The 26666-nt window shown below is 47.7% G+C and carries 23 protein-coding genes and 1 pseudogene; 1 reads left to right on the top strand and 23 read right to left on the bottom strand.

Annotated features, from left to right (window positions below; genetic code table 11):
- Window positions 1-159 precede the first annotated feature (159 nt).
- The 18 genes and pseudogenes from ABXS75_06465 to ABXS75_06380 all read right to left on the bottom strand — a co-directional run bounded on the left by ABXS75_06465 (window position 160) and on the right by ABXS75_06380 (window position 21690).
- The gene (locus ABXS75_06465; protein XCP87099.1) at window positions 160-1557 is read right to left on the bottom strand and encodes an FAD-binding oxidoreductase; all 1398 of its coding nucleotides are present in this window, start codon (window positions 1555-1557) and stop codon (window positions 160-162) included.
- A 2-nt stretch (window positions 1558-1559) separates the two neighbouring features.
- Window positions 1560-2756 (bottom strand): electron transfer flavoprotein subunit alpha/FixB family protein, encoded by a 1197-nt coding sequence (locus ABXS75_06460; protein XCP86433.1) that lies wholly within the window; start codon window positions 2754-2756, stop codon window positions 1560-1562.
- Between the two features lie 18 nt (window positions 2757-2774).
- Complete coding sequence (locus tag ABXS75_06455) at window positions 2775-3563, bottom strand: electron transfer flavoprotein subunit beta/FixA family protein (protein ID XCP86432.1); 789 nt, start codon at window positions 3561-3563, stop codon at window positions 2775-2777.
- A gap of 103 nt (window positions 3564-3666) precedes the next feature.
- Window positions 3667-4530 (bottom strand): MurR/RpiR family transcriptional regulator, encoded by an 864-nt coding sequence (locus ABXS75_06450; protein ID XCP86431.1) that lies wholly within the window; start codon window positions 4528-4530, stop codon window positions 3667-3669.
- 84 nt (window positions 4531-4614) lie between these two features.
- Complete coding sequence (locus ABXS75_06445; protein ID XCP86430.1) at window positions 4615-5505, bottom strand: ROK family protein; 891 nt, start codon at window positions 5503-5505, stop codon at window positions 4615-4617.
- Between the two features lie 94 nt (window positions 5506-5599).
- Complete coding sequence (locus ABXS75_06440; GenBank protein ID XCP86429.1) at window positions 5600-6310, bottom strand: N-acetylmannosamine-6-phosphate 2-epimerase; 711 nt, start codon at window positions 6308-6310, stop codon at window positions 5600-5602.
- A gap of 40 nt (window positions 6311-6350) precedes the next feature.
- Window positions 6351-7427, bottom strand: a complete 1077-nt coding sequence (locus ABXS75_06435) for an iron-containing alcohol dehydrogenase (GenBank protein ID XCP86428.1) — start codon at window positions 7425-7427, stop codon at window positions 6351-6353.
- Between the two features lie 30 nt (window positions 7428-7457).
- A complete protein-coding gene (locus ABXS75_06430) occupies window positions 7458-8291 on the bottom strand; it encodes a carbohydrate ABC transporter permease (GenBank protein ID XCP86427.1) in 834 nt (277 codons plus the stop codon).
- Window positions 8291-9169, bottom strand: a complete 879-nt coding sequence (locus tag ABXS75_06425; protein XCP86426.1) for a sugar ABC transporter permease — start codon at window positions 9167-9169, stop codon at window positions 8291-8293. Before ABXS75_06425 ends, ABXS75_06430 begins: the two co-directional genes overlap by 1 nt.
- Before the next feature lie 64 nt (window positions 9170-9233).
- Window positions 9234-10559 (bottom strand): sugar ABC transporter substrate-binding protein, encoded by a 1326-nt coding sequence (locus ABXS75_06420; protein XCP86425.1) that lies wholly within the window; start codon window positions 10557-10559, stop codon window positions 9234-9236.
- 88 nt (window positions 10560-10647) lie between these two features.
- Entirely contained in the window at window positions 10648-11586 is a 939-nt protein-coding gene (locus tag ABXS75_06415; GenBank protein ID XCP86424.1) for a dihydrodipicolinate synthase family protein, read from the bottom strand.
- 404 nt (window positions 11587-11990) lie between these two features.
- A complete protein-coding gene (locus ABXS75_06410; protein ID XCP86423.1) occupies window positions 11991-14090 on the bottom strand; it encodes a sensor histidine kinase in 2100 nt (699 codons plus the stop codon).
- On the bottom strand, window positions 14062-14769 hold the full coding sequence (locus ABXS75_06405) for a response regulator transcription factor (protein XCP86422.1): 708 nt from the start codon (window positions 14767-14769) through the stop codon (window positions 14062-14064). The genes ABXS75_06410 and ABXS75_06405 overlap by 29 nt, the downstream gene beginning before the upstream one ends.
- Before the next feature lie 431 nt (window positions 14770-15200).
- Window positions 15201-16637, bottom strand: a complete 1437-nt coding sequence (gatB, locus tag ABXS75_06400) for an Asp-tRNA(Asn)/Glu-tRNA(Gln) amidotransferase subunit GatB (GenBank protein XCP86421.1) — start codon at window positions 16635-16637, stop codon at window positions 15201-15203.
- Window positions 16638-18158 (bottom strand): Asp-tRNA(Asn)/Glu-tRNA(Gln) amidotransferase subunit GatA, encoded by a 1521-nt coding sequence (gene gatA, locus ABXS75_06395; GenBank protein ID XCP86420.1) that lies wholly within the window; start codon window positions 18156-18158, stop codon window positions 16638-16640.
- A gap of 62 nt (window positions 18159-18220) precedes the next feature.
- Entirely contained in the window at window positions 18221-18514 is a 294-nt protein-coding gene (gene gatC, locus ABXS75_06390) for an Asp-tRNA(Asn)/Glu-tRNA(Gln) amidotransferase subunit GatC (GenBank protein XCP86419.1), read from the bottom strand.
- 35 nt (window positions 18515-18549) lie between these two features.
- A complete protein-coding gene (gene aspS / locus ABXS75_06385; GenBank protein ID XCP86418.1) occupies window positions 18550-19881 on the bottom strand; it encodes an aspartate--tRNA(Asn) ligase in 1332 nt (443 codons plus the stop codon).
- Between the two features lie 721 nt (window positions 19882-20602).
- Window positions 20603-21690, bottom strand: a pseudogene (locus ABXS75_06380) (chloride channel protein).
- A gap of 339 nt (window positions 21691-22029) precedes the next feature.
- Between ABXS75_06380 and ABXS75_06375 the strand changes: the two are divergent.
- The gene (locus ABXS75_06375) at window positions 22030-22257 is read left to right on the top strand and encodes a hypothetical protein (protein ID XCP86417.1); all 228 of its coding nucleotides are present in this window, start codon (window positions 22030-22032) and stop codon (window positions 22255-22257) included.
- A gap of 147 nt (window positions 22258-22404) precedes the next feature.
- Here ABXS75_06375 and nagA read toward each other — a convergent pair whose 3' ends face one another.
- The 5 genes from nagA to ABXS75_06350 form a co-directional block, all read right to left on the bottom strand.
- Window positions 22405-23577 (bottom strand): N-acetylglucosamine-6-phosphate deacetylase, encoded by a 1173-nt coding sequence (gene nagA / locus ABXS75_06370; GenBank protein XCP86416.1) that lies wholly within the window; start codon window positions 23575-23577, stop codon window positions 22405-22407.
- A 66-nt stretch (window positions 23578-23643) separates the two neighbouring features.
- Window positions 23644-24375, bottom strand: a complete 732-nt coding sequence (gene nagB, locus ABXS75_06365; GenBank protein ID XCP86415.1) for a glucosamine-6-phosphate deaminase — start codon at window positions 24373-24375, stop codon at window positions 23644-23646.
- Entirely contained in the window at window positions 24376-25194 is an 819-nt protein-coding gene (locus ABXS75_06360; protein XCP86414.1) for a MurR/RpiR family transcriptional regulator, read from the bottom strand.
- Window positions 25195-25278: 84 nt separating this feature from the next.
- Window positions 25279-26178 (bottom strand): ROK family protein, encoded by a 900-nt coding sequence (locus ABXS75_06355; GenBank protein ID XCP86413.1) that lies wholly within the window; start codon window positions 26176-26178, stop codon window positions 25279-25281.
- A 33-nt stretch (window positions 26179-26211) separates the two neighbouring features.
- Window positions 26212-26661, bottom strand: coding sequence for a YhcH/YjgK/YiaL family protein (locus ABXS75_06350; protein ID XCP86412.1), 450 nt, complete (start codon window positions 26659-26661; stop codon window positions 26212-26214).
- Window positions 26662-26666: the final 5 nt, after the last annotated feature.

Genomic DNA, 26666 nt, shown 5'->3' with positions numbered 1-26666 from the left:
AGGATAAAATCATAATTATCCCACCTCATACACATTTTTAGCTGACGCGTGACAGTAAAAATTTCAGACCCCAAAGAGCATACTTGCACTCCCTGGGGTCTGATAAATCATAACAATCACTTTATTCAATACTACAAACCATTTTTATTACTATCTGTACTAAATCACTTTTCCCGGATTCAGGATCCCTTTCGGATCAAACACCTTTTTGATGCCCCGCATCAGTGCGATCTGCTCAGGTCCTGCCTGTTCTTCCAGGTATTCTTTCTTGGCGTATCCGATTCCGTGTTCTCCAGAAACCGCACCGCCATATTCTTCCGCCTTTTTATACATTTTCCCGAATATATCGTTCAATTTCTGCGACCATACGTTTTCCTCCAGGTGATCGCGGCAGATGTAGACGTGCAGATTCCCGTCCCCTGCGTGTCCGAAGCTGGGAATTCGTATCTCGAATTCTTTGGCAAGCTCATGCGTGTAACGGATAAAATCTGCCACGTGATTCCGCGGCACGACCACATCGCATTCGTCCATTTCCGTTGTGGAGGCTTTGATTGCTTCCAAAAAGGCGCCCCTTGCAGACCATACCGAGTCTTTCCTCTCCGGCGTATCTACCAGAAATACATCCTTTGCGCCGTGCTCCAGGCAATAGAGAGCAACCTTTTCGTACTCCGTTTCCACCTGCTCTGCCGAATTCCCGTCGAAGGTCAGGAGCAGGTATGCCACGCTTCCGGTATCCGGAAATTTCTTTCCGAGGAAATCTTCTGCAAAAAGTATGACCTCCCTTTCCATAAACTCGATTGCCGTAGGCGCAGCCTTTAGTCGAATGATTTCCGGCACCGCGCCTATTGCATCCTCCATCGTCGGATAAGGAATTAATAGACTCACACTTTTCTCCGGAAGCGGGACCAGCTTCAGAATCGCTTTCGTAATGATTCCCAAGGTCCCTTCAGAACCGATCATCAGGTCCTTGAGCGCATAGCCGGAGCTGTTTTTTACGATTTTACCGCCCAGTTCGATGATCTCACCATCAGGCAGCACCACCGTCAGTCCTCTGACATAATCCCGTGTCACACCGTATTTGACAGCGCGCATTCCTCCCGCATTGGTGCTGATATTTCCGCCGATCGTCGCCGATTTTTCTCCCGGATCCGGGGGATACAAAAAGCCATGTTCCTCCGCGAACTGAGCCAGCTCCATGAGAAGGACTCCCGGTTCCACCGTCACCGTAAGGTTGGCCGCGTCCAGCTCCAGAATCTGATTCATCTGTGTTGTCTCCAGCATAATACCTCCGCAAAGAGCCACCGCTGCCCCGACAAGCCCGGTTCCTGCCCCGCGCACGACCACAGGGATCTGCTGTGCATATGCATATTTCATAATCTCGGAGATTTCCTCCGTCGTCTTCACCTGAATCAGAACGTGGGGATAACCGTGGGCCCCGCCTAATTCGTCATGACTGTAATCTTCCCCGATTTCTTCCCCCACCTGAATCCGCTCTTTCGGAATCCGTTCTTTCAGATAGGCAATCTGCTGTTCACTCAGTGTTACTTTTTCATCCATGATCATCTGGCTGCACCTCCTCTGATCTCTTCTATCAGCCGCGGAACAATCTCATATAGATTTCCCACAAACCCGTAATGTGCCACATCAAATATCGACGCATTTTTATCTTCATTAATCGCAACAATACAGTCCGAACCTTTCATTCCGGCTGCAAACTGCACAGAACCGGAAATCCCGATTGTGAGAATCAGCTTCGGTTTCACGGTTCTTCCGCTTAATCCGATCTGTCTTCTGGCGTCAAACCAGCCCGCCTCGATCAGCGGTCTGGTACAGGCCGTCTGCGCGCCCAAAAGCTCTGCCAGCTCTCCTATCATCTCCAGATCATTCTGACTTTTCACTCCCCGTCCGACTGCAACGATGATCTCTGCCTCCGCGATGTCGATTTCCTTTGGCTTTTTCGTCTTTTCGACCACTTCTACCGACGTCGCATATTTCTCCTTTTCCAGCTCCATTCTGACAACGCTGCCCGAAGCCGCCTCCTTTCTTTCCGGAGCTGCAAACACTTTATAGCGCACCGTACAAAACTGCGGTCTGGAATTCGGCGTCACGATCTGCGCCATGATATTTCCCCCGAAAGCCGGTCGAATCTGTACCAGATCCGTATTTTCCTTGATATCAAGCACTGTACAGTCAGCGGTCAGCCCTGTACGGAAATGTGCCGCCGCCCGCGGTGCAAGAGAACGCCCTTTCATCGTCGCACCCACCATGATCACCGACGGCTGTGTCTGCTCCACAAAATCTTCCAGCACCTTTGCATAAGGAAGAATTCGAAACTCTTCCAATTCCTCTGCATCATAGCAAAATACCCGGTCTGCCCCATAGTGAAGCAATTCTTCGGCCAGCTTCTCCACCCCAAAGCCGGCTAAAACGGCATAGACCGGCTGCTGAATCTTCTGCGCCAATTCTGCTGCTTTCCCCAGCAGTTCATACACCACCGGGTGGATCCGTCCCTCTTCCTGCTCTGCAAAAACGGCGATTCCTTTCCACAACGACTTGTCGATCTCTTCCTTTTTTTCCTCCTCATAGGTAACCACGCCGGGAACGCCGTTCTTCACACAGATTCGGCACATCTTGCATCCTGCGCCGATTTCCAGCTTTCCTTCCTGGTATGATATCGCACCAAAAGGACAAACGTCGCACATCTTCCGGGCGATTTCCTCCGTCACCATCTCCTGATGTATTTTCAAATATCCCATTTAGCCCTCTCTCCTTCCCTATAAGAATTTCCTGCTCTTTAGAAGTTCCAGCAGCGCACGTTCCAATTCCCTGGCACTGCCTTCATACAACATACGGTCTGTACTCTTTTCCGGTGGAAATACCCGCTCCACCTGGGTAGGCGAACCATTTAGCCCATAATGCTTCGGATCCTTGTCCGCAAAATGATCAAGGCTTATCATTTCAGGCCGCAGATCCTTTCTCTCCTGTTTTCTTTTAAAAGACGGAAGCCTGGGCGTATTGGCATCTTTTTCAATCGTAAGAAGGCAGGGCAGCTTTAGCTTTAATCTGCGCACCTGTGTTTCCAGATTTTCCAGAACGGTGATACTATCATCTTCCATTTCCAGAATCTGCAGTACATTTGCAATATGTTCGATTCCAAGAAACTCTGCCGTCTCCGGGCCCACCTGGGCTGTGTCCCCATCCGTCGTCTGCTTGCCGCATAGAATCAGATCATATTCTCCCGCCTTCCGGATTCCCTGCGAGAGTGTGTAGCTGGTCGCAACTACATCCGCTCCTGCGAAACGGCGGTCACTGATGAGAACTCCCCTGTCCGCTCCCATATATACAGCTTCATTTAATACAGCCTCTGCCTGGGGCGGTCCCATCGTGATCACATCTACCGTACCGCCATACGTTTCCCGCATAAGCAGCGCCTGCTCAATCGCATATAAATCAAATGGGTTCATTTTCGCTTCCACGCCGTCCCGTTTTAAGACTCCGGTCTTTTCATCTACCTCGACCGAAGTGGTTCCCGGAACCTGCTTTATACATACCAGTATTCTCATTTTCTTCCTCCTTCCTCATAATAGGCCTGTTTTTTTACATTAAAAAAACACCCCAAGTCATTCGCATATGCCTGAGGTGTTTTCCGCTCAATGCACGGCCCGCTTAGTACATCTTATCAATAATCGATTGTGAAGTTTTTTGATTATTCTCATAACTGGAATCATATACCTTCCGATAATACTCTGTATACATCACTTCCAGAATAAACATCTGACTCATAAGTGCATTGATGGAGCCACCCTCCAACGGTCCCTCATTCGATCCGCAAAGAATCACCACATCTGCATGGCTGACTAACGGCGATTTGGCAAAACGTGTGATTCCCGCCACAAACGCACCTGAATCCTTCGCCAGTTTTGCGAGCAGAATGGAGTCCTTGGTAGAACCTGAATAAGAGATCACGACAGCCACATCGCGCTGGGTCATCGTTGACGCCACCATCGTCTGCATATGAGAATCGGTATAGCAGTACGCCTTATTCACAATTCTCAAGAAACGGTTTGCCGCCATCATCGCTACAATCTGACTTGCCCCTACGCCGAAGAAAAAGATTCGTTCCGCATCGATCAGCCTTTCTACAAGACGGCAGATATTCTCATTTCCAAGAAGCGCACTGGTCTCGGTCAGCACATTCACGTTCGAGTTGAGCAGCTTCTGTGTCATGACAGAAAATGAATCTGTTTTTGCCACATCCTTCGTAAGAGGCTCCTGCCCACTGTTCTTCTCTTCGTCCTGAATACCGAGTGACAACTGAATCTTGAACTGCTGATACCCCTGAAGTTTCATGCTTTTACAAAATCGGAACACTGTCGTTTCACCGACCTTACAGGCATCTGCCAGATCGGTGATCGACATATACAAAACCTCCGACACATGCGCCAGTATATAATCAGCTACCTTTTTCTCTGCTTTCGTTAAATGGGGGTATGCAGCACGTATCTGCACAATAAAATTCTCCTGCTTCATAGACTCGGCCTCCCTCGTAGATTCCTGTTCTTTTCTTTATGCAAGCAGCAGATCGTGACACCTACATAAATCGCCGGAATTTCTCTATGCACGAGCATCGGAAAGCCGTTTTTGTATCAGATACGCCACGCCCCAAAGGCCTGCTGCATTTCCAAGCTCGGCGGGCATGATTCTGACTTCCGCAAAAGATGGCATAATCCGTCTATATACCCGTTCCTTTACCGACTCCGCAACATACGCCTGCCCCATCACTCCGCCTCCAAGCACAATACAGCCCGGATTAAAGATATGTATAATCGTCACAAGACCGTGTACGATTTCCTCAAGCCAGGCGTCCACTTCCTCCCGCACCCCGGGAAGCTCCAGACGTTCAAATATCTGACGGCCGCTTGTAAGATGCGGAAACCGACGGCTGACATTTCTTACCAGCGCTGCCGTAGAAGCAGCTTCTTCATAGCAGCCGCTGATCCGTCTCCCAGCAGTCACGCATTCCCCATGAGTGATCATACTTCCAAATTCCCCTGCAGAACCGGAGATTCCCCGCCAGACCTCTCCTCCCTGTATGATGGCTCCGCCTACACCAGTTCCATAGGTCAGGCATAAAAAATCTGCGATCCCTTTTGCCGCACCATAATGAGCCTCTCCCAAAGCTGCCGCATTGACATCATTCTCGATCACGACAGGGACTTCAAATTCCCGCTCCAGGATCTCCTTCAGGCGTGTTCCGGTATAACCGGGAATATTCTCATTCGCATAGCGTATCGTACCTGATACCACATCGACCTGCCCCGCCGTGCTCACTCCAATCCCGTCTGCTTCTCCCAGGGAATGAATGATCCGGATCAGTTCGCTTACAACGAAGTCTCCACCTCTGGCCGCCTGCGTATCCGTCTCCTGCTTCTTCCCAAGCAGTCCTTCCTCACAGACAGCCGATTTAATAGATGTTCCACCTATATCCACTACTATTAATCTCATTGTACCCCCTATCGGTTCCATAGTCCAATCAATTTTCCATTTTATGCCAGCTGTCGCCTTTTTCCTCATGACCAGACATGACCGGAATAACGGCTTACTGCTTCTCCTTTAACAGATTTGCAAATTCAATTTCGCTTACAAATCTGCGGGTAATCTCCCGTGGTCTTGTGATCGCAGTCCCTACGACCGCAGCCAGAACCCCGGCATCCATCGCCTCTTTTAACTGATCCGGCGTCCAGATCCCCCCCTCTGCGATCACCGGCTTTCCCGTCTTCTTCACAAGCTGTCTGATGAGATCAAGATTCGGAAGCGTCGTACGCTTCGTATAATCCGTATACCCATGCAGCGTGGTCCCAATAATGTCAAATCCAAGCTCTGCAGCTTTCATTCCTTCTTCAAATGTAGAACAATCCGCCATAAAAAGCTGGTCCGGATACCGCTGTCTGACCGCTTTAAAAAATGTTTCCAGGTCGATTCCATTTGGCCGGACACGGCTCGTACTGTCCATTGCAATGATTTCTGTCCCGATCGCGATCAGCGCCTCCACTTCCCTCATAGTAGGCGTGATATAGACCTCTGAATCCGAATATACCCGTTTGATGATCCCGATGACCGGAAGAGAGACCTCTTCACGAATCGCCTGGATATCCTCCACAGTGTTGGCCCGAATCCCCACTGCTCCGCCCTGCATCGCGGCAACAGCCATTCTCTGCATGATGTAGGAACTGTGAAGCGGCTCTTCTTTCAGTGCCTGACAGGATACGATCAAGCCTCCCCTGATGCTTTTCAGTATTTCATTTTCCATGAGTTCTCCTCCTTGCTCCTGTCTTTTTTACGTCTGAGAACTAAACAATCTCCTGGAAAGCCTTATCCAGTTTCTTAAGATCCTCCTGACAAACCATATTATTTTTCATTGCATTATATTCCTTCAGCAATTTCACGTTCTCTTCCGTCGGCTCTACTCCAAGCTCCTTCATCGTAAGCGGCATATGCATGGCCTCCATCATACCGCGGATCTTCTGATATTCCTCCTCGCTGTCCCCGTTAAAACGCATCTGCATCAAAACGCCGACCGCCACAATTTCACCGTGAAGCGCCCCTTTGGACTCCCTTGGAAAATATTTTCTCATACCATCATATAGACCGTGAGCCACCGCCAGCTGATCGGCGCCGCTGGAAAATCCACTCACCATCGAAGTAATCAAAAGATTGACCAGCGTCACGTCCCGAAGAAGCCTCTCATCTGCCTTCGGATCCTCATAGATCTTCACGCCATTTTCCGTCAGAAAGTCATAAATAAATATGGAATTACTATAGGCCATATACTTGTACACAGACACTTCCGGATAGGTCATGCTCTCTTTTCCGTTTACGATTTCCGGCAATTTTGCGATAGAATCCATGATGCCGGACGCGAACAATCTCCTCGGTGAAGCTCCGATAAGATCCAGGTCCGCAATCGTAGAATCCACCTCTTTTTCCTTCGGGATCGAGCAGTCATAGCGTCCTTCCTCTTTCGTGTACATGATGCTTACCGCTGAGGTTCCGGCACAGGTCGCAACGGAAGTCGGAACGGTAATGAGCGGAAGTCCGGCAAAGTCAGAGAACACCTTACACAGATCCATACACTTTCCGCCGCCAATCGCAACAATGACCTGGCTTCCCTTTTCCTTTGCCATTTCCGCCAGTCTTCCCGCGAAATCTACGGAATTGGGTTCGTTCATCAATATCCATTCGCTTTCAATTCCTTTTTCCTCCATCCCGGCCAAAACAAGGTTCTTTACCATAGGAAGGGTCGTCTTTCCGCCTACCAGAACTGCGCGCACCCCATAGCGCAAAATCTCCCCCGGCAGCTCATGCACAGCGCCTGCGCCATATAAAAATCTTCCTACTCCTATCTTCAATAATCCCGTTTCACTCATATCTCTTTCCTCCTGATGTATCATTTTCATTTATTTATCGCTTCCTGCTGTCAATCCTCCGATCAAATACTTCTGTGCCAGCAAATAAACCAAAATTGGCGGAATAATGGCAACAACGGTTCCGGCCATTACCCAGTTCCACGGCGTTACAATGTCGACCATTCGTGACAATCCCACCGTCATGGAAACTTTCCCCGGAGAAGATGTCAGAATCATCGGATACAGATATGCGTCCCAGCCTGTAAAAAACGAAAGGGCAAAGGCTGTCGTGATCGCCGGCATGGAAATCGGAAGAATAATCCTGACAAGCGCCCCCAGCCTTGTACAGCCATCTACCGCCGCCGCTTCCTCCAGGGTACTGGTGATACTGTCGAAAAATCCCTTTAGCAGCAAGATCGGATTTGCGATTGCCGACGCTACCATCGCAAAGATGACCATAATATACGTATCATATAATCCCGTTGAATTTGAGATTCCATAGAGTGGAGTCACAATGACAATCTGCGGAATGACCTGAATTGCCACGATCAGCATCAGAAATCCCACTTTAAGCCGAAACCGGAATCGCGATAATGCATACGCTCCAAGGATCGAGATCACAATCGTAAAAACACTGGTTCCCAGTGCGTATATAACGGACGCCTTCAGATATTCCCACATCGGAGTCTGTGTTGCGACCTCCACATAATTCTGCCACCTGAAATATTTCGGGAACAACATGCGCTCTCCCAGTTTCTCAAATGGCGTGAATGATGTCATGACCGCCACATAAATAGGAAGAAGTGCAATAATCACCCAAATGATAATCACAATATATCGTATAATGTAATCCTTAAGCTGTTTCCGTTTTCTCTTCTTATTCATCAATTTTCCTCCTTTGCATTATGTTTCATAAGGAAGAACGCGATAATAGATACAAATACCATCGTAAAGATCGCGATTGCTGATGCGCCGCCCAAATCTGCATTGATAAACGCCTTTTTGTAAATTGTGATACTCAAAAGCTCTGTCGCATTTAACGGGCCGCCTCCGGTAATTACATAAATCAGATCAAAGATTGTAAAGGACCATGCCATCAAAATCGTTCCACTCATGATCATGACCGGACGTAATAACGGCAGTGTGATATGCCAAAAATATCTAAGTCCCACCGCGCCATCCAGCCTCGCTGCCTCTTCTACTTCAAATGGAATTGTCTGCAATGCTGACAGCAGACTCATGACCCAGAACGGTACTCCCTTCCAGATACGAATAAAAATCACTGTTGCCAACGCAAAATCCGGTCCCAAAAAGCTGATAGGCTGTTTAATCAGCCCGATCTCCAAAAGGAGCGTATTTACAATTCCATTCGTTGAATTGAGCACCCAACTCCACATCGTCCCTGCAAATACGTGCGGAATGACCCATGGGATGATAACCACTGCACGAAAGAAGCCTCTTCCCGGAATCGGCTTATTCAGCGCGAGCGCCAAAGCCGTACCGACCACGAAGATTCCCGCTATTCCAAACACTACCCATATCAGGGTCCTCACCATGGTCTGTGCAAATGCTTCCGTAAATAAATATTTATAATTGCTAAATCCGGCCCAGGATCGGAAATTACCGATCAGATCCACTTTTGCAAAGGAATACCACAGCAGATTGACCAGCGGTATTGCAAAAATAGCAATAATAACGAATATCGCAGGTGCCAAAAACAAGTAAGGCAAAGCGTTCTTTTTCTTTTTCATTTTTGTTTTCATTTACAACCACCTTTCCAATACCTAAAGCCAAAGATGGGCAGATAAACTGCCCATCACGCTGCTACTATTCTACATAATTCGCTTTTACGGTCTGAATCATGTAATCAACTGCTTCTTCCGGAGTCTTCGTCCGCATAGCTGCTGCCTGTGCTCCGTCTGCGATAGCCTGTTCAATCATCGCCACATTTTTATCTTTCGGTCTTGCTGATACGGTCTGCTCCTGTTCTACCAATGCCTTCCAATAGTCGCCGGAAAATTCCTCTTTATCTTTTTCAGACTCCAGAATAGGAAGAAGGCCCCACTGGGAAGCATGCCGTGTCTGATTATCAGATGACATCAGATGCTGCACAAGCTTCCATGCTTCTTCTGTATTCTTGCATTCTGCCGGGATTGACCAGCCGTCACAGCCCATGATCGGATGTGAGCCTGCCGGTCCTGCCGGGAACAGAGCTGTTGCAAATTTGCTGTCTTCTCCTTTATTTAATTCTTCCTGGAATTCCTTTACAGCCCAAACGCCATCAAGATACATACCACACTGTCCGTCACGGAATACTGTTCTAAGTGCAAATGGATTATACTCAATCGGGTTATTCTGTGTAATTCCATAGTCATTTGTAATAGCTGCTGCCAGTTCAAGAACTTCCAGCATCTGCTTCTTATTATTTTCATCCTTTTCAAAGGTGAAGCATTTCTCTGCATCATTCCAGATATCTACGCCTGTATAGCTGGAATAAAAACTTTCTATTACATTCGCATAATCTTCCAAAGACTTAATTCCCCAGCCAAGTCCCGGGATTCCTGTCTTTTCCGTAATCGTTTTTGCATAGGAAATCATCTCTTCTATCGTCTGCGGCGGAGAATCCGGATCCAGGCCTGCCTGCTCAAAAATGTCTTTGTTGTACCAAAGGCTAAATGCACCGGTAGCAGATGGAATCCAATACATAGAGCCGTCTGCGGTTGTAGCAATATCCACAACTGCCTGTGGCAGTTCTGCTTTAAGGGTCTCATCCTTTTCAAACAAATCGGAAAGATCCATCAGATAGCCTGCCGATGCCAGATCCCAGCCATTAATGATATTGATAAATGTAACATCCGGCAATTCTCCCTGCGCTCCGAGAAGTTTCAATTTTGTTGTTGCCTCTGCCCATGCCATTGCTTCAAACTTGATCTTCGTATCAGGGTTATCTTTTTCAAAACTCTCTACTATCGGTGCAAAAATCGGTTCAGCCTTTGTGAGATCCCCCAACCTCAGCAAAGTAAGCTGTGTCTGCCCGCCTGATTCATCATCTTTACCCTCCGACTTAGTATTGGATTCAGACTTATTACCACATGCGGTTAATGCTAAAATCATCGCCAAACAAAGAATTACTGATAATATTTTCTTTTTCATCTGTTCACTCCTCCTTTTTGTGCTGCCGCAACTTCCCCTGAAGCTGCGGCATTGAATTTATATGTACTTTATCTCTTTTACCAAATACCTAGATAAGTCCAACCTCTTTTAACATATTCTGGATCTTTGCCTCTAATTCTTCGCTGATCTCCGGAAGCGGAATACGTCCCGGTCCACAGTTAGAGCCGACCAGAGTCGCTGCTCTCTTTAAGATTGCCAGAACTACGGGCTCGCCGCCTGTTGCGCTCTCTGCTGCCGCAAGATCCAGATACGGAGCCAATCTGTCACGAATCTTCTTTGCCTTGACATAATCTCCGGCGCTTCTTGCCTTCCACATTTCCACCGCAATCTCCGGCGCGAAGTTAGATGTGCTGGAAATAAATCCTGCCGTGCCGGCAACTGCTGCAAACGGCTCAAGGAATTCACCGTGTCCATTGATAACTGCAATCTTGTCACCGATCTTACGAGCAACTTTTTCCATCTTTGCAAAGTTCGGTGTACACTCTTTGATACCTACCACGTTGGAATCCCCGATCAACTGCTCCATTACTTCCAACGGTACATCCTTGTGTGTAACTTCCAGGTTGTTGTATAACAGAATGCCGATATTCGCTGCTTTGGATATCTCTTTATAAAATCTAAGCACAGCATCATCTGTGGGTACATAGTAATAAGGGGAAAGAACCATGACACCTGCAGCCCCCGCTCCTTCTGCATGCTTCATTAAGTCTTTGACATCCTCGATATTACTGTGATTACATCCTGCAATGATCGGAAGTTCCTCGCCGGCCTCGTCAACCGCTGTCTCAATTAATTTTTTCCGCTCTGCGATGGTAAGCGCTCCACACTCACCGGTACTTCCGCCAACAACCAGCGTACAGTTGTTGTCCCTGTTAATGCCTTTACTCTTCAGAAAACGAATATGGCTTCTCACTCCCTCGTAATCCACCTGACGATCCTCTGTCATCGGGGTCACCGCAATGGCGCATATTCCCTTGAGAGCTTCTTTCAGTTCTTCTGGTCTCATTTTCTTTTCCTCCTCTGCTATTAGGCTGATTTGTTTGTTGTAGTCATTATATTTCTTCTGAAAATTTTTTTCAATATATTATGAAGAAAATTTTCTTTTTTGTCATATTCGACAAATTTCGCGTTATTATTTTGTCTATTATTCTTTATTTTCCTTTTTGTACAGATAATTTCGGTATTCAAAAAAGCATTTATGACTGATTTCTATTCCTTTCTTTTTTATGAACCCTTTTTTATTTTATTCAGCAATTTCATTTTTCGTAATTTTAGAAATTTTTTCCTTTTTCAAAAAGCTAAAATAAAAAACGGGCTTATTCAGCCCGCTTAAATTTCTATATTATTTTTTCACCTTTCAATTGTTACTTTTTGTTCGCCACTGTCCCCTTTCTTCTCACAATTTTCAAATCAAATAGCGTTCCTGACCGGCCACCGAATCTGCGCTTTAAAGAGATCTGCCTCCGTCTCAATCCGGAACGTTCCTCCCTGCAGCTCTACAAAACTCTTAACGATGGCAAGCCCCAGTCCGGAGCCGTCCGTATTTCTCGATAAATCGCCACGCACAAAACGGTCTGTAATTTCCTCCGGGTCAAAATTCAGTTCCGTGGCAGAGACATTTTTCAAAGTAATGACCACCTCACCGCCTGCCACTTTGATTTCCGCATATACGCGGGTATTTGGCAGGGCGTATTTGGAAATATTTCCAATCAGATTGGAAAAAATCCGATATGTTTTCTGGCTGTCAAGATGAAGAATGATTCTTTCTTCGGGGTGGGAAAACCGCATCACGAGCCCGTTTTCCCTAAGCTTATCTTCCATCTCAAAGCTCACCTGTTTAAAAAGACCTACGATATCAAGGTTTACCAAATTCAGCGTGATATTGTCACTGCTGGCTTTGCTGATCTCAAACAAATCCTCAATCAGTGCTTTCAGGCGAAGCGATTTCTGCTCCAGGACTCCGACATACGCACGCCGTTTCTCCTCGTCGCCCTCCTCTTTTAACAAATTCACATAAGTAATGATGGCAGTCAGCGGAGTTTTCAGATCGTGGCTCACATTCGTGATCAGCTCCGTCTTCATTTTCTGACTCTTCACCTCTTCGTCCACTGCCTTTTTGAAACCACGCTGGATCTTGTCAAGCTCCGTCCCAAATGAAGTAAAGATTCCCAAATCCTTGCCGATCTCCGTATCCAGATGCCCTTCCGCGATCCTGCCTGTCGCATTTAGAATCAATGTATATTTGTCACGAAGTTCTCCATAATATCTCTGTAAAATGAAGAACAAAATGACAGAATAGATAACCAGCCCGATAATTCCGTAAAACCAGAACATGCAGATGGAAACCAGGAGCACAAAGTTAATCAGCACGATTTTTAAAATAGTACGATTGCTTTTCTCCGTAAAATCCAATGTATCCACCACATGATATACCTTGTCAATCTGCCTTTTGGCCCAGAGCCAGATCGATCTCCAGCGGCCGCGCAGCCATTTATACGCGTGCCAGGTCCAGGTCCTCTCCTGACAGTATCTTCGAAAGCCCAACGCGTGAATCTGTCTCAGACAGACAAATACCCAGTACATAAGGCCAAAATACAGAATCCATATCAGATAATCGCCGGCTGTCGTGTAGGAATCCGTTTTCATGAAAAGCTCATCACAATAGCCCGAGATTGCGCCAAGTCCGGTACTTCCCAAAATGACCACCAATTCCAGCGGGGCGTGAAATATCCACTCCTCCCCCGTCCCCAGGGACTTAAAATGCGGAAGCAGCAAAGCCACAAGTCCCACGCAGGCCGAAAGCGCCAGGACCAGATAGACCAGTTCATCGGAGCGTATGCCTCCGACATAGGCATTTTGCAGACACCGCTCAAGTCCCTCCCTGGTCATGACAAAATAGTAGGTTCTGTCTCTGGGCGGCAGTATCGAACTGGCCCAGACCTGCGTGCCGTCGATTTCTAAAGTTCTGTCCTCGTAGTACTCATTATCTTCCGTGATCCAGTAATCCGGGTCATTCAAAAGCTCGCGCAGAGTAAAGATCTGCTCCTCTTTCCGCTCTCCGACCACCTCGACCATCGACGCCTTCCCCTCACTGTCAAATTCCAGGGCCACGCCAAAATACGCTTGCGTTTTCAGATTATCCAGCGTCATTTTCTGCTTCTTCATATCGCTGGTATTTCCGTCCAGAATATTTTCCTCCTGATCCTGCACCTGATATTCCAGATAGGGACTTAAGCAGTCATAATCCCTGTTATAGAAGGGATACCCATCTAGGAGCCTCTTCCCCGCCTCCTGTCCTTCTTCATTCTGATACATCACACAGGCCGTGCGCAAAAAACTGCCCATGAAGCTCTCCGATGTCAGATAGCCTTCCTGATTCTGCTCGCTCATCTCCCGGGAATCGTTATAAACATATGGATATTGATATATCACCACGAAGGTTGGAATCAGAATTGTGCATATAATAAGAAATATCGCCAGCTTACGCCTGTTTTTCAATTTTGTATCCAACGCCCCACACCACCTTTAAATATTTTGGTTCTTTCGGACAGCTCTCGATCTTTTCACGGATATTGCGGACATGAACCATGATGGTATCTGTGTTGATGGCGCGTTCATTCCATACACGTTCATAGATTTCCTCCGCGGAAAATACTCTGCCCGGACTCTTCATCAGCAACAGTAAGATCTTGTATTCGATCGGCGTCAGTTTTACCGGTTCTCCGTCCACCGATACCTCCACCGTATCCTCGTTGAGCTCCAGGCCGCCGATCACATGAATGTTGGAATTCTCCTCTTTTCCGTTTAATTTTTCCGCGAAACGGCGGTATCTTCTGAGGTGGGAATTGACCCTCGCCAGAAGCTCCATCGGGGTAAATGGCTTCGTCACATAATCATCGGCGCCGAAATTAAGGCCCGTGATCTTATCCACCTCCTCGGATTTTGCCGACAGCATGATGACCGGAAAATCGTATTTCTCACGGAGCTTCATGGTCATGGTGATTCCGTCCATGCGCGGCATCATCACATCTACGATGGCAAGGTGAATCTCTTCTTTTTCTATGATGTCGAGACCCTCAATTCCATTTGCCGCCTGAAAAACTTTATATCCCTGACTGCGAAGGTATATCTCAATTCCTTCGCGGATCTCCTTGTCGTCCTCTACAATCAGTACATGATTCATTTCCATAGTAATCTGTCCCCTTCTCTCTTTTATTCTAAACGGAGAGGTTCTCCGTTCTGTTATTTTAACCCTTCCCCGATTAACCTATAAATAAAATACCTGAAAATTCTTAAGGCAGGCGTCGGGAAAAACTAAAGATATTCTAAAGAGTTGACGTGAAAATCAATTCTTTTTTCTTTCAAAGCATCAGCATTGGCGCTTCTTTCTATTATTATCGCTCTTTTACACATTTTTTCCAACTTTAATCTATGCTTTTTACACATTTTTCTGCATTATTGAATCCCTATTTACACATTTTCATTTGTCAAGCACCGTTTTCTCAAAATAAAGAAATAGCCTTATCACAGTTCCCGCTTCCACTTGCAGCTTCCACAACAGTAGAACTGTATATAAGACTATTTCTAATATTAGAATCGCAAATCCAAACTTCTTCTCCCTTACAAGTCCAGCATTTCCTTCAAAACCTGGCTTGCCATACCGGGATTTGCTTTTCCCTTCATGGCCTTCATGATCTGTCCGACCAGCGCGCCAAGGGCTTTCTCCTTCCCTCCCCTGTAATCGGCCACCGCCTTCGGATTACTGCCTATCACCTTTTGCGCCAATTCACGAAGAGCACTCTCATCATTTACGGTCCTAAGGCCATTTTCCTCCACGTATTTCTCCGGATCAATATCCTCTGAAAATATTTTTTCAAATACTTCCTTTGCCACAGAGCTATTGATCGTCCCGGAATCGGCAAGATTTACCAGTTTCGCAAGATTCTCGGGCGAAAATGCAATATCGGCCGGCTCCTGCCCCTTTTCATTTAAAAGACGCATGGTCTCTACCATCAGCCAGTTAGACACCTTCTTCGGCTTCTTACAGATGGCCGTTGCCGCCTCGAAAATATCCGCCATTTTCTTGGAGCTTGTGAGAATCTCGGCATCATACTGCGGAATATCGAATTCTTTCCTGTACCGGATCAGCTTCTCTGTGCGAAGCTCCGGCTGACGGGACTTTATTTCTTCTATCCATTCATCACTGATGACAATCGGCGCCAGATCCGGCTCCGGAAAATACCGGTAATCCTGGGCGTCCTCCTTCGAACGCATTGCATAGGAGTATTCCTTGTTGTCGTCCCATCTTCTGGTCTCCTGAACGACCTTTTTCCCTTCTTCGATCAGCTCGATCTGACGCTCCCTCTCTCCTTCGATTGCACGGGCGATCGCTTTAAATGAGTTCAGGTTCTTCATCTCGGTCCTGGTTCCGAATTCACTCGCCCCCACCTCTCTCACGGAAAGGTTTACGTCTGCACGCATGGAGCCTTCCTGCAATTTACAATCAGAAGCGCCGAGATACTGGCAAATCATACGCAGCTTCTCCAAATAAGCGATCACCTCATCGGCGGAGCGCATATCCGGCTCGGAGACAATCTCTATAAGCGGAACGCCGCTTCGGTTATAATCTACAAGAGAACAGTCCTCCCATTCATCATGAACCAGTTTACCAGCGTCTTCCTCCATGTGCATCTCATGAATCCGCACCTTCTTTTTGATATCCCCCACCTCGATCTCCACGTAACCATCACGGGCAATCGGAAGATAAAGCTGGGAAATCTGATAGTTCTGCGGGTTATCCGGGTAAAAATAATTCTTCCGGTCGAATTTGCTAACCTGCGTGATCTTACAGTTCGTCGCAAGTCCCACCGCCATCGCGTACCCTACCACCTTTTTGTTGAGGACCGGAAGAGAACCCGGCATACCGGTACATACCGGACAGGTGTGCGTATTCGGCGCTCCGCCAAACTCCGTGCTGCAGGAGCAGAAAATCTTGGTCTTCGTCGCAAGCTCCACATGGACCTCAAGTCCGATCACCGTCTCATATTGCTTCGCCATCTATTTCTCCTCCCTTCCTTCTTTTTCCCCTGCTGGTATGTCCTCCCCATTTCGCCTGAGATGCGGCCACCGGGACACCCATTTTTTCTCAGTCAGACATTCATACGTATATGCCGCCGTAAACAGCTTCTTCTCCTGGAAACAATTCGCGATCATCTGCATGCCGATTGGAAGGCCCCCGGAGGTTCTTCCCACCGGAATGCTGATTCCCGGAAGCCCCGCAAGGTTTACGGAGACTGTGTAAATGTCGCCGAGATACATTTTAAGCGGATCACTAAGCGACGCTCCCAGCTTCGGCGCCACCTGCGGCGCTGCTGGAGCCAGGATTATATCGTATCTGGAAAATGCGTCGTCAAACGCTTTCTTGATAAGCGCCTTGGTCCGCAGTGCTTTTAGATAGTATGCGTCATAATATCCTGAGCTTAACACGAAAGAACCCAGCATGATCCGCCGCTTTACCTCCGGTCCAAATCCCTCGGAACGTGTCTTTTTATACATTCCATGCAATTCTTCATAATTTTTCGTGCGGTATCCGTATTTTACCCCGTCAAACCGGGAAAGGTTCGAGCTCGCCTCGGCAGAAGCGATGACGTAGTATGCCGGAATCGCATATTTCACCAGCCCTAAGTCAAATTTCTCCACGACTGCGCCCTGCCTCTTAAGACATTCTGCGGCCGCAAAGATGGCGTCACGAATTTCCTGATCCAGCCCCTCTGTAAAATAATCCTGGGGGATTCCAATCCGCATTCCCTTCACATCACACTTTAATGCACTGGTAAAATCCGTATCCTCCCGCAGAACCGACGTACTGTCTTTTACATCGTGGGAGGCGATCGCCTCAAGAATTGCCGCACAGTCCGTCACATCTCTCGCGATCGGTCCGATCTGATCCAGGGAGGAACCATACGCGATCAGGCCATACCGGGACACCGTTCCGTATGTCGGTTTGATTCCCACAACGCCGCAGTACGCACTTGGCTGGCGGATCGAGCCGCCCGTGTCTGACCCTAAAGCGTAGGGCACCTCTCTTGCCGCCACCGCCGCGCAGGAGCCGCCGGAGGAACCACCCGGAACATGCGCCAGATTCCACGGATTCTTCGTCGCTCCATAGTAGGAAGTCTCCGTGGTACTTCCCATGGCAAATTCGTCCATATTCGTTTTCCCGATCACGACCGCTCCAGCCTTATTAAGATTCCGCACCGCTTCGGCCGTATATGTCGGAATAAAGTTTTCCAAAATCTTAGAGCTGCAGGTGGTCAGCACTCCTCTGGTACACAAATTGTCCTTAACCGCCACTGGTACGCCCGCAAGATATCCGGTAAATCTTCCTTCCTCGATCCCTTTTTGCACCGCTTCGGCACGCCGAAAAGCTTCTTCTTTTTCCAGCGTCACAAAACTATTTACCTGATCCTCCACCTCGGTGGTGCGGTCAAAACAAGCCTGGACCGCCTCTCTTACCGTTATTTCCTTCGCCCGGATCTTCTTCCCAAGCTCCACGGCTGTCATACTCAGAATATCCATATCCTACTCCTTCTATCCGAATCCTTAGGTACCTTCCTTACAAAAGCGCCCTTTGATGCAGCTTACGCAAATGTCCTCGGCACCTGATAACTCTGCTCCTTTTTCTGTGGCGCATTCGCCAGCATTTCCTCATGCTGATCTCCATTTTCCACTACGTCCTCACGAAATACATTGTGGACGGGAAATACATGAGACATCGGCTCGATCCCCCGGGTATCCAGTTCATTTAACGTATCTATATAATCCAGCATCGTCTCCATATCCGACTTTGCCTGTGCCTTTTCTTCGGCAGACAATTCCAGCTTTGCAAGAATTCCTACATATTCAATCGTCTCGTCTGATATTTTATTTGCCATCTTTCTACCTCTCTTACTCATGCTGCACTGTCACATTACGGCGTCAGCCTGCTTAAATCTCTCGGGAACAATGTGGTCTCTCTGACATTTTCCTCTCCTAAAAGCTGCATGGTCAGACGTTCCATTCCGATTCCTAAGCCTCCATGCTGCGGCATTCCGTGCTTGAAGGTGTCAAGATATGCCTCCATGCCCTCTGCAGACATGCCGCGCTTTTCCAGCTTTTGGATCAGCATGTCGTAATCATGGATTCTCTGCCCGCCGGTCGTGATTTCCAGCCCGCGGAACAATAAATCAAAACTCAGTGTAAATCTCTCATCTTCCGGATCGTCCATCGCATAGAAGGGACGCTTCTTAGAAGGATAATAGGTGACGAAGACGAAATCGCTGCCCCATTCTTCCTTCGCATACTGTCCGATCAGCTGCTCTTCCTCCGGCTCCAAGTCAAACGGATTGCGGATCTTCCGGTCATATTTTTCCGAGACCAGACGTTTCACCTCATCAAAACGGATCGCCGGAATCCGGGACACATCGGGAAGCTTAAGTTCCAGAATCTCCAGTTCCTTTGTATAGTCTTTCTTCAAAAGTTCCATCATATACTGGAGAAATGCGGTTTCCATTGCCATAATATCTTCAAAGCCGTCAATATAACCCATCTCAAAATCCAGGCTGGTATATTCGTTCAAATGCCGTTTGGTGTTGTGTTTCTCCGCGCGGAACACCGGTCCGGTCTCAAATACTCTGTCAAATACGCCCACCATCATCTGTTTGTAGAACTGCGGGCTCTGGGCGAGAACCGCCGGGCGGTGAAAATAGTCCAGCTTAAATACGTTGGAGCCGCCTTCTGCTCCCTTCTCCCCGATTTTCGGCGTGTGGATCTCCGTAAAGCCCTGCTGATACAAGAATTCACGGAAGCCCCTTACGATTCCTTCCTGAATCCGGAATTTGGCCCTCTCTTTTATATTTCTAAGGGAAATGGAGCGGTAGTTCAGCTTTGCCTCCAGGGACGTATTCAGTTTCCACTTGGACACTGCAAGCGGAAGTGCTTCCTTCGGCTGGCCAAGGATCCGGATACCGGTAAGCCGGATTTCTACGCCGTGAGGCGCCCTTTCCGACTTCTCCAGAATTCCGGACACTTCTACGCTCTGCGCCTCCCGAATCTCTCTCACGTCAAAATCTGCCGTACCTTCTTCATAAACACATTGAAGCAGCCCCTCCCGTTTCCGCAGAATGATGAAGGCGACTGTTCCCATGTTGCGGACTGCATGAACGGCTCCGTTTACCTTCACCGTACTTCCCGGCATTCCGTCTTTTAATAACTGGCTGATCTCTAAAGTTTCTTTTTCTTTTACACCTGTTAAAAATTCCATGTCACAATCCTCCTAAAATTTAGTTTTGTGCATTCCGGGGACTTTTTTTGAAAAATTATCAAAATAGAATGTGCTCTCGCACTTTCCTATGAAACAAAAAAAGCCCCGGAATACAATCTGTATTCCGGGACGGACTTATCAAATCCGCGGTACCACCCGCATTGAACCCTGCAACAATATACCCTGATTGCTAAACCGACGCCTTTGTCGAACGAAACAGAACCGCTCATGCCATCGGACTTAAGTCATCATCGACCGGCGAGATCTTCCGCCACAAAACACCACTCCTGACATACTGCCTCAGCCTGCCAGTCGGCCGTCGCTCCTGCTTAAGCGAAGGTTTCTTTCGGTGTACTATGCACTTGGGTTCCTCTCTGATATGCGTAACGTGCATAAGACGTATTGACCTACTGAAACTGTCTACTCTGATGCCGTGTATCCGGTATCCCAAAAACTGCGCCTCTAAGGCGTCGCCTTCAAAGACCCTGTCTCCCATTCAGCCAATCTGCTCCGGAGTGTTCCCTTCGCCTTATTCCTCAAACGGCGCTCTCAGTCGGTGACGCCATATTCCTGTCAAGTTCCAAAGGCAAGAGTCTCTTTCAACGCTTTACATAAATAAATTATTTTCCAATAATATCATAGTCAAAAGCATTTTTCAAGGGTATTTTTAGAAATAACTTTTTCCCTGTGATGCTGTTAATCTTCCCCGTTTACTCCTTTTCTATTCCGTCTGCTTATTAATATAGCGGTTCTCCGTCTTGGAATATACGATTTTCTGCTCCTTATAAAGGCTTTGATATCCCGATAGCAGATAGCTTACGGCGATCACAATACAGAAAAACGGCATTCCCGCAAAGCCAAACAGTTCAAATGCGATGAGCATCGAGCTGATCGGGCTGTTGGTCACAGCACAGAATACCCCCACCATACCACAGGCCGCACAGATGTCCGGCGGCAGGTGAAATATTGCCGAAAGCGCAGAGCCAAGCGTCGCCCCGATGAACAAAGAGGGGACAATCTCTCCGCCCTTAAAGCCTGAGCCAAGGGTCAGACAGGTAAATATCATCTTAAGCAGGAACATCTCAATCCCCGCCGCCTCCGCAAAGCTGCCGTGAATAACGCCGTCGCCAAGTCCCAGATAGGCGTCTGTTCCCACAAGATAGCGAAGCGCAATCACCGCAGCAGCCCCCGCTGCGATTCGCAGATAGGGATTTGCGATCCATTTCTTAAACCAATGCTCGCTGTTATGTAAAAGAATGCAGAACACTGTCCCGGCCAGCGCAAAGCATACGGCCAGCAAAATAAATTTCAGCCCGTCCACACTGTAAAAGACAGGCACCTCCTCCACCGGATACGGGTTCTCCAATACCCGTACCTTGAAAAATACCGCCACAAATTGTGCCACAAACGCCGAAAACATACACGGCACCAGAGCCGCGTAATACATGATTCCCACACTGATGACCTCCATCGGGAAAATTGCCGCTGCCATAGGGGTCCCGAACAGTGCGGAAAATGCGGCACTCATACTTGCAAGCATCAGAATCTTTTTATCGCTTTCATTCAGGTGGAGCTTCTGTCCGAACCAGTCTCCCACGCTGGCGCCGAACTGCAAAGCTGCCCCTCACGTCCTGAGGAACCGCCGAACAAATGTGTGATGACCGTGGCAATCAAAATCAGCGGAGCCACCCTTCCCGGCACATCTTCATGGCTGGAACGCACCACCGTAAGTACCAGATTCGTACCCGAATTCTTCTCCTGTCCTGTGATCTTATACAAAAATACGATCAAAAGACCTCCAAGCGGCATTCCAAACAATACCCATGCATACGCTTCTCTGAACTGCGTCGCATAGGCGACCGCATAGGAAAATGCACTGGCAATGACGCCGATAATTCCGCCGACCACAACGGATAAAATGATCCACTTGATTAGCGCTCCAAACAGACTTTTCCAAGTCCTGAGCATATTTTCACATGTTTCTCTCATTCTCTTTCATCTCCTGGCAATTTTTGCCCTTTTAGTATAATCGATTTCTACCCAAAATACAACAGGCGAGAGTGTTCCCACTTTTTATTTCCTTTTGCTTCATATTCTGCTATACTGTACGCGCAGGCACTACAAAATACAGAAAGCAGGTGAAGACATATGAATCCAATGATGTTATTACAGCTTAAGAATTTGTGGAGCGAATTTTCCACCCGTCACCCAAAATTCCCCTCCTTTTTAAAAGCCGTTTCCCAGAACGGATTGCAGGAAGGGACCATTCTGGAATTACAGGTGACATTGCCGGACGGAAAAACTCTCGCTTCCAACCTGAAAATCACAAAAGAAGATGTAGAGATGTATCGCCAAATCCAGGAAATGCGAAAATAGAAACGTGTGCCGCCGGGCGCACCAATTGAAAAAAACGATTTCCATTCGCAACACTTTTCGCAAAGTCCGCTGCTATCGGAAACCGTTTTTCCTATTCTATACCCAAGGGCATCCCGTATGGCCATTCGGCCGTTTCACAAGGTATACTTAGGTTATAATCTGACCATCTTTGATGACCATCTGTAGATTCAGCTCCTTGTCCCAGAGTACAAGATCTGCCTTTTTCCCTGTTCTGATTGAACCGTACTGATCGAAAATTCCGAGACTTTTCGCAGGATTCATGCTGGCACATGCCACCGCCGTGCCAAGCGGGATTCCCATTTTTTTGACCACTGTCCGCACACAATCCGGAAGCGTCGTGACAGAGCCTGCCAGTGCACCGTCGGATACCAGAACCGCACGGTTTCCGGTAACCTCCACATCAAGTCCTCCCAGCGTATATCTGCCATCTGGCATTCCTGCCGCACGCATACTGTCACTGATGAGAATGATCCTATCCTCTCCCAGCATCTTAAATGTCGCCCTGACCACTGCCGGGTGCAAATGCACTCCGTCACAGATCATCTCCGCCATGACATGGTCACTGTCCGATACAGCTCCCACCACGCCGGGTTCCCGGTGCGTAAAAGCCGGCATCGCATTATACAGATGTACCGCATGAGAAGCACCCGCGTCAAATGCCGCCTTCGCCGTATTATAATCCGCGTTGGTGTGTGCCAGCGAAACCTGTACTTCCTCTTTTACTTCCCGGATAAACTCCCCGGCATCTGATGCCTCCGGAGCGATACCGATAAATTTCACAAGACCTTTTGCCGCCTTCTGGAATCTGCGGTAGACCCCTACGTCGCAGGGAATAATATTTCTCGCGTCCTGGGCTCCCTTTTTCTTGGTGCTGATAAACGGGCCTTCCATGTTAACGCCCACAAGATCCGCCACCTTCGTTTCCTTGTCCGCTTTCTGCTCCTCGCGATAGGAAGCCGCTGTGCCGAGAATCTCTTCAAGGACCTCCACGGGAAGTGTCATAGTAGCCGGAGAGATTGCAGTCACACCGATAGACGCTTCATATGCAGCGATTGCTTCTACCGCTTCTTTTGTTCCATCACAGAAATCATACCCCATACAGCCATGAAAATGCAGATCGATCATACCTGGCAGTGCATAAGCTCCCTGTCCGTCGACAATCTGTTCCTTCTGGGAAAATGCGGCGTTCTCCGTTTCTTTTCCCAGGCAGACCTGCCGGAATACGCCATCTGCGATCTCCAGAAATCCCGGAACAAATTCTTTTTCTTCCGTAAATACCATGACATTTTTTACAATCATACTACAACTCCATTCTGCCGCCGATATCCCGGCTGCTGCTTAGTTCTTCAAACTTGGATTCCTCTGTTATTCCGGAATCTTGGAAAGTGCCGCCTCATCTGCAACCAGTGTTACGTCCGGGTGCATCTGCAAAATAGACGCCGGAACCTTCGGTGTCACAGGTCCGAAGAATGCCTGCTTTACGATCTCTGCCTTGTCTTCTCCGCTTACCACGATCAGAATCTTCTTAGCACGCATGATCGTACCGATTCCCATCGTATAAGCCTGCTTCGGCACTTCGTCTGCTGATGCAAAGAACCGTTTATTCGCCTCGATCGTGCGCTCTGTAAGGGTCACGCAGTGTGTCTCTTTTTTGAACTCATCTGCCGGCTCGTTGAAGCCGATATGTCCGTTATGTCCCAGACCTAAGAGCTGGATATCTACACCGTCCGTAGAGCGGATCAGCGCTTCATAGCCGGCACACTCTGCCTCACTGTCCTCTTTCGTTCCATCCGGAAGATGAACATTCTCCGGCTTTACATTCACACGGTCAAAAAGATGCTTATGCATGAAATAGTAATAGCTCTGATCATTTTCTCTGGGAAGTCCTTTGTACTCATCCAAGTTCACAGTTGTAACCTGAGAGAAATCCAAATCTCCCTTTTCATACCCCTCTACCAGACAATCATATAAACCGATTGGGGTGGAGCCCGTTGCAAGGCCCAGTGTACTATCTGGTTTCATAATGATCTGCGAAGCAAGGATTCCCGCAGCTTTTCTACTCATCTCACTATAATCTTTCGTCTTATAAATTCTCATTTAGCGCTCTCCTTTCAATGCCTTCAGGGTATCCCCATGCATTGTTTCTTTTAAATATTTATCTTTTTCCACATAATAAGAATAGATTAAATCTACCATTAACAGGATCGGAAACTGCGGAGAGATCACACTGCCGTGATTCAAATATTCCAGAGAAGGTACCAGCATCACCTCATCGCAATACTCATCATACTCTTCCCGGTTCCTTGATGTGACCAGCACGGTCTTCGCCTTCTGGCGATGCGCCTCGCGGAGCATATAGAGGACCTCTTCCTTCTCCCCGCTGATGCTAAGCCCTATCACCACACAGGTCTCCTTCTGAAATACCGCCTGCATTTTCATAAGATCACTGTCCTGAATCGAATCGATGTCCAGCCCGATCCGCATAAAACGCAGTTCCATCTCTCTTGCCGCAAGACCGGAACTGCCCCGTCCGCAGACGAATACACGCGACGCCTTGCTCAGATAGCGGCAGACCCGCATAATCTGGTTCTCATTCATCAGACTGTAAGTCTTATTCAAAAGCTCCTGGTACGCATTGAGCACCATTCTGGTATGCTCTGCAACAGAATCTCTCTTTTCTACAAAAATTTCCTCATACTGATAGATAAATTCCCGATAGCCGCGATAGCCGCATTTCTTGGCAAATCGGGAAAGAGAGGCTTCCGATACGAATAGTCTCTCTCCTATGGATCTCGCAGAAAAATCTACCTTTTCCTGATTGTGGATAAAGAAATCTGCAATGCTTTTTTCCACTGCTGTAAAATTCTCATAATTTGATTCAATAATCGGTACTACTGATTTAATATAATATTCCATCTGGCCTCTTCCTTTACCTGCTGCATGCCCCCCTGATCCAGCATTCTTTCGTGTCACTCAGTTATAAAGCATCCGGATTCCCGATTATTGCTCCGCATTTTGATTACGGATCGTTTTAAAATGGTAAAATGCCCCCAGCATTCCAGCATCATTTCCATATTCGGCCGTTTTCAGTCTAGTCTTCGCACAAATCTCAGGAATCAGATATTTTTCAAGCGCTGCCTGAATCTTCGGCATCAGCACTTTTTCCTGTGCCATAATCCCTCCGCCGATCACGACGGTTCCAGGATTCAGCACATAACAGATATTCGCGATTCCTTTTCCAAGGATATCCGTCATTTCGTTAATTGCCTGTATGCATACAGCATCCCCTTTATGTGCCGCCTCAAAGACCCGATATCCAGTCCAGTCCTGCAACTGTTCTTTCTTGCACTCTGCTACCTTCCGGCAGAGAATGCTCGCTGCACCAAGCGTCTGGAAATCACTGTCTTCCATTTGCATATATCCCACCTCGCTGGCACTGCCTGAAGAGCCGCGAAATACCTTGCCGTCGATCAAAATACAGCCTCCGATTCCGGTTCCCACAGTCAGGCAAAGCACAATCCGGCTTCCCCGGGCCGCTCCTGAGATATATTCTGCAAGACCTGCACAGTTTACATCATTTTCCACTTCACAGGGAATGCCAAACCTTTCTTCCAGGCTGGTCTTAAAATTAATTCCTTTATAGCCGGGGATCAGAGGCGCAGAATAGAAAATCTCCCCCGTCTCTACATCCACCATTCCGGCTGTTGAAATACATATACCACTCAGTTTATATTGTTCCCTGTAGTCTTCCACGATTTGGACTGCCTTGGCCAGAATAGATGTCCCTCCTTTCATCGCTTCTGTTTCACGCTGTCCTTTTGCCAGGAATTCTCCATTTTCATTTATTATACCACACTTGATAGCAGTTCCGCCAATATCAATACATACATAATGCTGCATATTTCATTTTTCCTCTTACTTTTCAGCTAATTATCAGATACGAACCTTGAAAATCGCTTTCTTAATCTTTTCAGACGCCTCACTCATTACTCCGGTCCTATGTGCGTCCTCCGGAAAACACACCAGAAAATCTCCCTCCCGAAGCGTGACCGACGCGTTCATCTCTCCCTCCATCGGAAGAAAATCTTCTTTTTCCACATAATCTCCTGTCTCCATGTCCTGAAGGAAAGCCAGGTCGATCCTCTCACTTCCATGAAGCATGACATGCACATCCAGATAGGCTTTGTGTGCTTCCCAGAATCTCTCATCTGCGTACACCGTCGTATACTCGGCGATATTGGCATACAGACGCTCTCCATCTATCTCCAAACGCCCCGTAGGCAGACTGAGCATATCATGCGTTTTCACATATTCCACACATTCTCCAAGCTGTTCATTGGGAAATGCATACCCTTCTAAGTTATAAATATTGCCATAAATCATACGCT

Origin of the sequence: Roseburia hominis, from assembly GCA_040702975.1 — a bacterium.
Lineage (GTDB): Bacteria > Bacillota > Clostridia > Lachnospirales > Lachnospiraceae > Allocoprococcus > Allocoprococcus hominis_A.
This window is presented reverse-complemented; position numbering and strand designations above follow the sequence as displayed.

Bases quoted from the DNA above. Each gene is read 5' to 3' on its own strand.
- ABXS75_06465 (XCP87099.1), bottom strand. From the start codon at position 1,557: ATGGATGAAAAAGTAACACTGAGTGAACAGCAGATTGCCTATCTGAAA.
- ABXS75_06460 (XCP86433.1), bottom strand. From the start codon at position 2,756: ATGGGATATTTGAAAATACATCAGGAGATGGTGACGGAGGAAATCGCC.
- ABXS75_06455 (XCP86432.1), bottom strand. From the start codon at position 3,563: ATGAGAATACTGGTATGTATAAAGCAGGTTCCGGGAACCACTTCGGTC.
- ABXS75_06450 (XCP86431.1), bottom strand. From the start codon at position 4,530: ATGAAGCAGGAGAATTTTATTGTGCAGATACGTGCTGCATACCCCCAT.
- ABXS75_06445 (XCP86430.1), bottom strand. From the start codon at position 5,505: ATGAGATTAATAGTAGTGGATATAGGTGGAACATCTATTAAATCGGCT.
- ABXS75_06440 (XCP86429.1), bottom strand. From the start codon at position 6,310: ATGGAAAATGAAATACTGAAAAGCATCAGGGGAGGCTTGATCGTATCC.
- ABXS75_06435 (XCP86428.1), bottom strand. From the start codon at position 7,427: ATGAGTGAAACGGGATTATTGAAGATAGGAGTAGGAAGATTTTTATAT.
- ABXS75_06430 (XCP86427.1), bottom strand. From the start codon at position 8,291: ATGAATAAGAAGAGAAAACGGAAACAGCTTAAGGATTACATTATACGA.
- ABXS75_06425 (XCP86426.1), bottom strand. From the start codon at position 9,169: ATGAAAACAAAAATGAAAAAGAAAAAGAACGCTTTGCCTTACTTGTTT.
- ABXS75_06420 (XCP86425.1), bottom strand. From the start codon at position 10,559: ATGAAAAAGAAAATATTATCAGTAATTCTTTGTTTGGCGATGATTTTA.
- ABXS75_06415 (XCP86424.1), bottom strand. From the start codon at position 11,586: ATGAGACCAGAAGAACTGAAAGAAGCTCTCAAGGGAATATGCGCCATT.
- ABXS75_06405 (XCP86422.1), bottom strand. From the start codon at position 14,769: ATGGAAATGAATCATGTACTGATTGTAGAGGACGACAAGGAGATCCGC.
- gatB (XCP86421.1), bottom strand. From the start codon at position 16,637: ATGGCGAAGCAATATGAGACGGTGATCGGACTTGAGGTCCATGTGGAG.
- gatA (XCP86420.1), bottom strand. From the start codon at position 18,158: ATGGATATTCTGAGTATGACAGCCGTGGAGCTTGGGAAGAAGATCCGG.
- gatC (XCP86419.1), bottom strand. From the start codon at position 18,514: ATGGCAAATAAAATATCAGACGAGACGATTGAATATGTAGGAATTCTT.
- aspS (XCP86418.1), bottom strand. From the start codon at position 19,881: ATGGAATTTTTAACAGGTGTAAAAGAAAAAGAAACTTTAGAGATCAGC.
- ABXS75_06375 (XCP86417.1), top strand. From the start codon at position 22,030: ATGAATCCAATGATGTTATTACAGCTTAAGAATTTGTGGAGCGAATTT.
- nagA (XCP86416.1), bottom strand. From the start codon at position 23,577: ATGATTGTAAAAAATGTCATGGTATTTACGGAAGAAAAAGAATTTGTT.
- nagB (XCP86415.1), bottom strand. From the start codon at position 24,375: ATGAGAATTTATAAGACGAAAGATTATAGTGAGATGAGTAGAAAAGCT.
- ABXS75_06360 (XCP86414.1), bottom strand. From the start codon at position 25,194: ATGGAATATTATATTAAATCAGTAGTACCGATTATTGAATCAAATTAT.
- ABXS75_06355 (XCP86413.1), bottom strand. From the start codon at position 26,178: ATGCAGCATTATGTATGTATTGATATTGGCGGAACTGCTATCAAGTGT.
- ABXS75_06350 (XCP86412.1), bottom strand. From the start codon at position 26,661: ATGATTTATGGCAATATTTATAACTTAGAAGGGTATGCATTTCCCAAT.